Source organism: Malonomonas rubra DSM 5091, from assembly GCF_900142125.1.
Taxonomy (GTDB): Bacteria; Desulfobacterota; Desulfuromonadia; order Desulfuromonadales; family Geopsychrobacteraceae; genus Malonomonas; species Malonomonas rubra.
Genome location: NZ_FQZT01000026.1, coordinates 21,267 through 29,003 on the forward strand (window position 1 = coordinate 21,267; position 7,737 = coordinate 29,003).

The 7,737-nt window shown below is 49.6% G+C and carries 10 protein-coding genes and 1 pseudogene; 8 read left to right on the forward strand and 3 right to left on the reverse strand.

Features of this window, described 5'->3' with window-relative positions; genetic code table 11:
* Nucleotides 1–25 precede the first annotated feature (25 nt).
* The 7 genes from BUB13_RS17615 to BUB13_RS17645 all read left to right on the forward strand — a co-directional run bounded on the left by BUB13_RS17615 (nucleotide 26) and on the right by BUB13_RS17645 (nucleotide 6,174).
* Nucleotides 26–727, forward strand: a complete 702-nt coding sequence (locus tag BUB13_RS17615) for an AzlC family ABC transporter permease (RefSeq protein WP_072910079.1) — start codon at nucleotides 26–28, stop codon at nucleotides 725–727.
* Nucleotides 724–1,047: an AzlD domain-containing protein gene (locus BUB13_RS17620; RefSeq protein WP_072910080.1), complete on the forward strand. Its 324-nt coding sequence runs from the start codon at nucleotides 724–726 to the stop codon at nucleotides 1,045–1,047. Before BUB13_RS17615 ends, BUB13_RS17620 begins: the two co-directional genes overlap by 4 nt.
* 12 nt (nucleotides 1,048–1,059) lie before the next feature.
* Nucleotides 1,060–1,356, forward strand: coding sequence for a ribosome assembly RNA-binding protein YhbY (gene yhbY, locus BUB13_RS17625; protein ID WP_072910081.1), 297 nt, complete (start codon nucleotides 1,060–1,062; stop codon nucleotides 1,354–1,356).
* Nucleotides 1,357–1,360: 4 nt separating this feature from the next.
* The gene (locus tag BUB13_RS17630; RefSeq protein WP_072910082.1) at nucleotides 1,361–1,663 is read left to right on the forward strand and encodes a hypothetical protein; all 303 of its coding nucleotides are present in this window, start codon (nucleotides 1,361–1,363) and stop codon (nucleotides 1,661–1,663) included.
* Between the two features lie 6 nt (nucleotides 1,664–1,669).
* On the forward strand, nucleotides 1,670–2,263 hold the full coding sequence (locus BUB13_RS17635; protein WP_072910083.1) for a hypothetical protein: 594 nt from the start codon (nucleotides 1,670–1,672) through the stop codon (nucleotides 2,261–2,263).
* 346 nt (nucleotides 2,264–2,609) lie between these two features.
* Nucleotides 2,610–4,091 (forward strand): sensor domain-containing diguanylate cyclase, encoded by a 1,482-nt coding sequence (locus BUB13_RS17640; RefSeq protein ID WP_072910084.1) that lies wholly within the window; start codon nucleotides 2,610–2,612, stop codon nucleotides 4,089–4,091.
* Between the two features lie 76 nt (nucleotides 4,092–4,167).
* Nucleotides 4,168–6,174, forward strand: coding sequence for a M1 family metallopeptidase (locus tag BUB13_RS17645; protein ID WP_072910085.1), 2,007 nt, complete (start codon nucleotides 4,168–4,170; stop codon nucleotides 6,172–6,174).
* On the opposite strand, the gene BUB13_RS17650 is transcribed toward BUB13_RS17645, so the two are convergent.
* From BUB13_RS17650 to BUB13_RS19420, 3 genes and pseudogenes are all read right to left on the reverse strand, one after another.
* Nucleotides 6,171–6,791, reverse strand: a complete 621-nt coding sequence (locus BUB13_RS17650; protein WP_072910086.1) for a PilZ domain-containing protein — start codon at nucleotides 6,789–6,791, stop codon at nucleotides 6,171–6,173. The genes BUB13_RS17645 and BUB13_RS17650 overlap by 4 nt on opposite strands.
* A gap of 16 nt (nucleotides 6,792–6,807) precedes the next feature.
* On the reverse strand, nucleotides 6,808–7,302 hold the full coding sequence (gene greB / locus BUB13_RS17655; protein WP_072910087.1) for a transcription elongation factor GreB: 495 nt from the start codon (nucleotides 7,300–7,302) through the stop codon (nucleotides 6,808–6,810).
* Between the two features lie 11 nt (nucleotides 7,303–7,313).
* Nucleotides 7,314–7,439 (reverse strand): annotated as a pseudogene (locus BUB13_RS19420) (zinc transporter ZupT); the annotation flags it as partial.
* Nucleotides 7,440–7,524: 85 nt separating this feature from the next.
* On the opposite strand from BUB13_RS19420, the gene BUB13_RS18700 reads away from it, so the two are divergent.
* Nucleotides 7,525–7,737: transposase (locus tag BUB13_RS18700; protein WP_139249428.1), on the forward strand; the 213-nt coding region annotated here is incomplete at its 3' end.

The following is a 7,737-nucleotide window of genomic DNA, read 5'->3' on the forward strand; positions in this document are numbered from 1 at the left end:
AGCCAAATCTTTATTCTTGCAAACCATGAATGCGACCAAAACGAAAAAACAAGCCCTGCGTGAAGGCGCTGCAGCTGCCTGGCCCATCTGCCTCGGTTACTTTCCGATCGGTCTGGCATTGGGCGTGCTGGCACAAAAAGCGGGACTGCCCTGGTGGGCGGTGCTGATGATGTCGATTATGGTCTTTGCCGGCAGTGCTCAATTTATCTGCGTGGCGATGCTGGCGGCGAAAGCATCTGTGCCGAGTATCATCATGACAACCTTCATGGTCAACCTGCGCCACGTGCTGATGAGTTCTGCGCTTGCAGTTTACCTGTCTGGCGTCAGCCGGAGATTTCTGGTCATTTTCGCTTACGGCATCACTGATGAAAGTTTTGCCGTCAATATGACGCGATTTCGTGAAACTGCATGGGGGCGTTGGCGTGCGCTGATTACAAATCATTTGGCGAACGCGACCTGGATTCTTGCGACCGTCACTGGCTCTCTGGTCGGCCAGTTTGTACCTCAAGGGGCGTTCGGTATCGATTATGCCCTCACCGGCATGTTCATCTGCCTGCTGGTGTTTCAGTTGCAGGGACGTATCTATATCATCACTGGTTTGCTGGCAGCAGTCATTTCCGTTTCTTGGTACTTGATGATTCCCGGGGATTCTTACATTGTCGGGGCATCGATGTGCGCAGCAACGATCGGCTACCTGCTGAAACTGCGATACCGGAGGAGCAAATGACCTTCAACGAATATCTGTTCCTGTTTGGAGGCATGGGACTGGTCACCTACCTGCCCCGAGCCCTCCCCCTGCTCTATCTGGCTCACAAAAAGATGCCGCAGTGGCTGATCGACTGGCTCAGCCTGATTCCAGTCGCTATTTTGAGTGCACTACTCGCACCCTCGCTGTTCACTGATTCAGCCACGCGAAGTGTCGATTTTGGCAAGCCTGAGCTGCTGGTCGCAATTCCGACATTGATCTTTGCCGTAAGAACCCGTAGCTTAGGCGCAACCGTGCTGGTCGGCATGTTTTTCTACTGGCTGGCCGGGATCTATTTTTAAGCAGGAGTAAGAATGCAACTGACAGGAAAACAGAATCGCTATCTGCGCGGTTTGGGACATCAATTGAAACCGGTCGTTTTTGTCGGCAAAGAAGAAATCAACGATGCGGTTATTGCTGCAACCGAAGAAGCGCTCGAAACCCATGAACTGATCAAAGTCAAACTGCAGGAAGGCTGCATGAGTGACCGTAAGGAGATCGCCGCGGAACTCTCTCAGGCAACCGGGGCTGCCGTCGCCCAGATCCTCGGCCGCACAATGCTGCTTTACCGACCTTCAAAAGAGCAGAAAATCAACCTGCCGAAATCGTGAAACAATGAAACGGTTTCGGGTAAAACTCTCGGCAAAGAACATTCTGCTAAATTTTGATGGAGAGCACGGCAAGTTCACCTTCACTGCGACCAGAATGATCCGTGCAAAGCACGCCGAAGCCGCAAAACGGATTGCGCTGATTCAGATTCATCATGAAATGAACCAGAACCTCAGCCTCGTAAAAGGGACCAGGGACGCCCCGAAAGTCGAAATCGATTCCATTGAAGAGTTGAAATTCTTTCAATTCATGAGTAAAAAGGTCTGCAGCGGATTTGAATTTTTCAGCGAAGATCAAACTGAAAGTTGATTTATCATGCTGACTTTTGATGTCCACCAATCGCCACCAACACACCACGAAATCGATGCGGAACAGCAGCGCTTGACCGCGTTCAAAAAACAGTTGATTCAGCAGTCGATTGTTTCCGACTGCTTCCACGGCTTCGCTCTTCTGGCTCTCTATCTTTTCGATATCATCAGTGGTTACGGTCTGTTGGCGATTCTTGGACTGGGGACTGTCATCGCCGTCATCTTGGCAACGACAATGAAACGCTTGCGCGCAGCTGATTTGATGACGGTTGCTTTTGTGGCCATTGCAGCGGCATTTGCTGTCGGTGGCACAGTCAACGGCTTGCCTGGTGGGACAGCGCTCGGCAGTGTGCTTTCAGCGCTTATCACCGCAAGCATCATCATGTTCAGCACTCTCATCGGGCGGATGATGCTCCGTGTCTTTACGGGTTTGGAAGACTTGCGTAGCCTCGCCGAGCAGGAAGAGGCTGAGCAGGAAATGCGACAACTTTGCAGAGAATATCCTCACCTTGAGGCTTACCGCCAACAGGCCCGTGACATCCTGCGACCGAACTTGACTTTTGGTGAACTGAAAGCTATGCGTAATTCAATCAAATCCTGACTAAAATACTGTTCTTGTTAGGATTTGGTGAATTCACAAGCCATTCTGGGTGATATCCCCCTTTTGCACTTTCCCCACTGAACTCATCTTTGCTCTGGCAAAAGTTCATTCAAGTTCTTTCTCTTTCATGAGGGCAGTTCTGTCCCGAAATCTTCAATATATTTATTTTCTTCGCATCCACTCATTGGCAAGTCTCTTTGATTCCAAAACAAATTGTTACAAAAGAAACAAACTGGCATTCGATTTGCTGAATGTGTTGGCAAATAACTTCAAAAATGAAAACGTCGATTTCAGGTACCAAGGGGGGGACCTGACCCCAAATCAAAATTCTACACAGGATCTTATTATGCTCCGAACTTGGGTTCTGGGGGTTCTCTGCGTTTTTGTCAGTTCGTTTTTTATCGGCTATACAATCCAGTCGCAAAAAAACGCAACCCTGCAGGAAGCTCGTAATCATGCGGTCAATGATATTCACTACCTGGGGCTCGATATCGATCGCACCCTGTACGGTCTGAATCAAACCTTTACCGGCATTGAAAACCTGCTTCGCACCATTGACCACGTCGACGCAAACAAACCCGGCCTGATCCAGGCCGCGCTGGAAAACCAGCTCGCACAAAACACTCCTGTTTCATCTTTGTTGATTCTGAATACGGCAGGCAAAGCCCTCTACAAGAGCAACTCCCTCCAGCAGGAAGAATTACAATACAGCGATTTTTTCTCTATCCACACGAACCATCAATTGAAACAGCTGTATATCGGCCGTCCAATTGCCGTTACCGGAAGTACTGACCGATGGCAATTCGGTGTCAGTAGAGGGCTGCGCAATTCCACTGGTGAGCTTGAAATGGTCTTGGTCGGGATGGTTGATCTGAATCTGCTTTTCGACCGCTATCAGGCAATCAAGCTGAGTAATGGCGCATCACTAACGCTCTCGTCCCTTGATGGCTATGTCTATACCCACCTGCCTGACCATCAACAGTATGTTGGTAAATTTCTACGCAATCTTGTTCGGCCAGGTGACCTGACGAAGAAAACCATCGTCATGCGCCAACCAGTTGGCACCGATCAGCAGATTCACCTGATTGCCAGTCGTCGTATCGGCAACTATCCTCTGGTTGTCAGCATCTCAGAACCAGAAGGAACCATTCTTGCCAGTTGGCGTAAAACAGCGCTTAACTTTGCTGTTCTGGGTACGGTTGTCAGCCTCATCATTATGTTCATGACATATCGTGTCACCCGATATCAGAAGAAACAACTGCGAATTAAAGAAGAGCTGCGAAACCAGGCCACAACAGATGCGTTGACCGGCCTGGCGAACCGACGCTCCGTGTTGGAACATGCAGAGCATGAAATCAAAAAGGCGCGACGCACTGGCGCCCCGCTTTCGTTCATCCTGATCGATCTCGATCATTTCAAAAAAGTCAATGACACCTATGGCCATGAAATGGGTGACAAAGTCCTGCAAAGAACGGCAAAATTACTCAATAAAATGTGTCGTGAAGCGGATATTGTCAGTCGATACGGGGGAGAAGAATTCCTCTTGCTGCTGTCCAATACCGACCTGGACGGTGCATTGATCGATGCCGAAAGAATCAGGAGAACCCTGGCAAAACAGCCCCACCGATGCCAGAACAAAGTATTTAACGTGACCGCAAGTATCGGCGTTTCGCAATGGGCAGAGCACGAAGAAAACTACATTGAAGCGTTGCGTCGTGCCGATAAAGCTCTCTACAAAGTCAAAAATCTTGGCCGCAACGACGTCGATTATCAATGTACGGCCACGGTAACACCTCTACGAAAAAACCATCTCCGCCTGCAAGACTAATCAGCGAGGTGCGCTTGTCGTCCCATCCGCGACTAGGGTAAAGTAACTATTACTCCGGATACACAAGGATGAGACTATGCGCAGACTACTCCTTTTCATTCTTTTGCTGCTGCCGTTCAATGCAGTGGCTATCAGCAACTACCAATTACAGGTCGAACTTTTCCCGGAAAAACAGGAACTACGTGCGGAAGCGCTCATTTCTGTCGATGCTCCGGGCAAGACAGAGTTGCGGTTTCAGCTTGCAGAAAACTGCAATATCATTTCCGTTCTTCAGGATGGGGAAGCTCTGCCTTACCGTTTTGAAGCAGGCTTACTGAAAATCGACCTACAGAGCACCAAGCCGCTACAGATCATCTATTATGGTGAATTTAGCGATACTGTCAGCACCGTTCCGGTTCATAATGAAGACCCGAGTTATGGTGTGTCGGCATCGATTTCGGCAACAGGAACTTTTCTTTCTGCGGGAGCAAGCTGGTATCCACGGCCGGAAAGTGGTGCATTCCAATATCTTCTGAATGTTTCTGCCCCCAAGGGCTATCAGGCGATCAGTTCCGGTAAACGCCTTGAGTACAGTAGCTCGACAGAAACAAGCCGCTCGAGCTGGCTGGTTGATTACCCGATCTATGGACTCACTCTCAGTGCAGGCCCCTACCAGGTTTTCAGTGACACAAATGGCAACGTGCCGATCTACGCTTACTTTTACGAACAGTCAGCGCACTTCGCTGAAGTTTATTTAAAAGCTGCCCGGGAATATCTGCAGCTTTACGAAGAGCTTTTCGGCTCATACCCTTTTCATAAATTTGCCGTGGCAGAGAACTTCTTCCCGACCGGTTATGGCTTTCCCTCCTGGACCCTGCTCGGCAGCAGCGTGATCCGCCTGCCCTTTATTGTTAAAACCAGTCTCGGCCACGAGATGGCCCACTCCTGGTGGGGAACCGGCGTCAGGGTCGACTATCGACAGGGAAACTGGGCAGAGGGGATTACAACCTACGTTGCCGATTATCTCTACAAAGAACGAAGTTCTGCGGCAGAGGCCCTTGAATATCGTCTGAAAGTTCTGCGGGATTATGCCGTTCTGGTTGACGATCAAAGCGAGTTCCCTCTGAGCCACTTCATGTCACGTCATGACCGGGCAAGCCAATCAATCGGCTACGGTAAAGCCGCGATGCTGTTTCACATGCTGCGACAGCAGGTCGGTGATGACATTTTCTGGGCAACATTGAAACAGATTGCCGAAGAACAAATGTTCCAGCAGATCGGCTGGGCTGATTTTGCCCGCTACTTTTCTGCAGCAAGTGGGAGCAACCTTTCGGATTTCTTCAACCAGTGGCTGCAACGCCCTTCTGGCCCGATCCTCGCGTTGCAGAATGTTAAAACAGAGAAAACAGAGACCGGTTTTAAAACCAGTGGAACATTGAAACAACTCGGGAAAAGCTATCGGCTTCAAATTCCTGTAGAGCTTCAGATGGCAAACGGAAGGATTGATCGGAAGATTGAATTGACAGACAAAGAGCAAAGCTTTGCTATCAGCAGCCCAAACCGGCCAGAAAAACTGACAGCCGATCCGGCAGCAGACATTTTCCGTATTCTCGATGAAAAAGAAATACCTGCAACGGTCAATGCAATACGTGGCAGCCGCAGCCTGTTGGCGATTCATGGTGACAAACTAAAGCCATCGGACGAAGCAAGTCAGACACTGCTTGCGGCTTTGCGTAAAGCAGCATTGATACCCAAGGATATAAAGACGGTTCCGAACGAAGAACTGGCCCAGAATGATCTGCTGATCTTTGGTGCGACCGATACTTTACAGCCACAGGAACTGATTGGCGCCGAGCTGAAATTGGTGGGGAACAAACATACGCTGGCTGGCAATTCAGCATTTCTTGTTCAGACCAACCCGTTAAATGAATCGCGCGTTGTGGCATGGTTTCTGAGTGACAAGAACAGTGAAGATGGCGCTGTGGCGAGAAAAATCCCGCATTACGGGAAGTATAGTTACCTGTTGTTTGCAACCAAAGAGAATAAGCTCAAAGGGACATTCCCGCCGAAAGAGTCACCTCTGCAAGTATTGTTGAGCGATTAGTTCTCCACCGCAGATGAAATGAAAGTCCACAACTGCTCCTGCACATCAGCGGGCAGCTCGGCAAACTCGACACCGAGCGAGCTGCCCTTTTTAACCCAGGAGACAAAACCTTTGAGGGTAAACTGGCGCTCCGTTCCCGGGAGGGTGAAACCGATTTGAATTGGCATTTTTTTCTTCGGCGATATCAGCTGACGTTTGATCTCAAGACATGCGCCCGACATGCTCAGGTTGATCAGTTGCCCCTCACCCGACTGCTGGCCGGCACGAAACTTCACTGGAACCGGTGAGCTGAAATCGATACGCAGATTGTTGCGCGCCCCCGCCATGACCTCGGCCAATGCCTGGGCAAAACGCTCCAGGCTGCGCTTGCCCTCTGCTGACGCCTCCGGGTTCTTGTCAAGCATTTCCCGTTCTTTTCTGATCTCCATCAGCAGGGTTTTGTAGCGGAACATGCGCTTGATCAGATCGTTGCGGTGAAAGGTAAAACCTTCGGCAAACACCATGACGTTGGTAACAGGGACAACCTCTTTACAGTGTTCACAAGGAATTTTTTCTATATCAGAAAGCAGCGCAGAGACGATCATCTCTTCGCATTTCGGGCATTTCATTTTCAGCATTTGCAGGCAGCCTTTTTTAGTCCAAAGAGATGTAGTCGACTTTAACTATTTCGAGTTCTTCAACTCCACGCGGGCTTTTGAATGTGATCAAATCGCCTTCCGAGTTACCGAGAAGCGCCCGGCCAAGTGGAGAAACCCAGCTGATTCGTCCTTTATTGAGGTCGATTTCATCCTCACCGACAATACTTACGGTGCGCTCTTCGCCCTCTTCATTTTCTACCGTGATGGTACAGCCAAACAGCACACGATCGCCAGCAACGTCCCGCTGTTTAACCGGGTCAACGATTTCAGCGGAGTCGAGTCTTCCCTGCAGAAAACGGATGCGACCATCAATCTGGCGAAGACGTTTTTTCCCGTAATGATAATCAGCGTTCTCTGAGCGATCACCATTACTTGCCGCCCAGGCAACCGTATCAACCATTTCAGGGCGCTGTTTGTAGAGTAAATCCTTCAATTCTGCTTTCAGATTTTCAGCGCAGCCAGGTGTCATGTAAATCTTTTTTTGCGTCATCAGATCGTGCCTTAAGCAAACATCAACAAGCTGGACGCCATAACGGCCATGCCGGCAACCACACCGTACATCGCCATGTGGTGTTCACCGTATTTTTCCGCAGTCGGCAAGAGCTCATCTAAAGAGATAAAGACCATTCTGGTTATCCACTTCGCTCCAGTTGAGACATTAGCTGTCACGTAGTGGGTACAAACTGGTCTCATCTTAAAGAGGAGGCCAGCCATGATAGAAGATTTTCCAAACAATGAAGTTGAATTTGACCGCAGGTTCCATTCTGAAGAAGCCTGTCTCGACTATCTCCTTCAACTTCGCTGGCCGGATGGATTTAAATGCACCCGCTGCGGCCACGATAAATACTGGATGAGTTCCAGAGGACTTTATCTCTGCAGGCATTGCGAACATCATCACTCAGTGACTGCGGGAACGATCTTTCAT

Bases quoted from the DNA above. Each gene is read 5' to 3' on its own strand.
- BUB13_RS17615 (WP_072910079.1), top strand. From the start codon at position 26: ATGAATGCGACCAAAACGAAAAAACAAGCCCTGCGTGAAGGCGCTGCA.
- BUB13_RS17620 (WP_072910080.1), top strand. From the start codon at position 724: ATGACCTTCAACGAATATCTGTTCCTGTTTGGAGGCATGGGACTGGTC.
- yhbY (WP_072910081.1), top strand. From the start codon at position 1,060: ATGCAACTGACAGGAAAACAGAATCGCTATCTGCGCGGTTTGGGACAT.
- BUB13_RS17630 (WP_072910082.1), top strand. From the start codon at position 1,361: ATGAAACGGTTTCGGGTAAAACTCTCGGCAAAGAACATTCTGCTAAAT.
- BUB13_RS17635 (WP_072910083.1), top strand. From the start codon at position 1,670: ATGCTGACTTTTGATGTCCACCAATCGCCACCAACACACCACGAAATC.
- BUB13_RS17640 (WP_072910084.1), top strand. From the start codon at position 2,610: ATGCTCCGAACTTGGGTTCTGGGGGTTCTCTGCGTTTTTGTCAGTTCG.
- BUB13_RS17645 (WP_072910085.1), top strand. From the start codon at position 4,168: ATGCGCAGACTACTCCTTTTCATTCTTTTGCTGCTGCCGTTCAATGCA.
- BUB13_RS17650 (WP_072910086.1), bottom strand. From the start codon at position 6,791: ATGCTGAAAATGAAATGCCCGAAATGCGAAGAGATGATCGTCTCTGCG.
- greB (WP_072910087.1), bottom strand. From the start codon at position 7,302: ATGACGCAAAAAAAGATTTACATGACACCTGGCTGCGCTGAAAATCTG.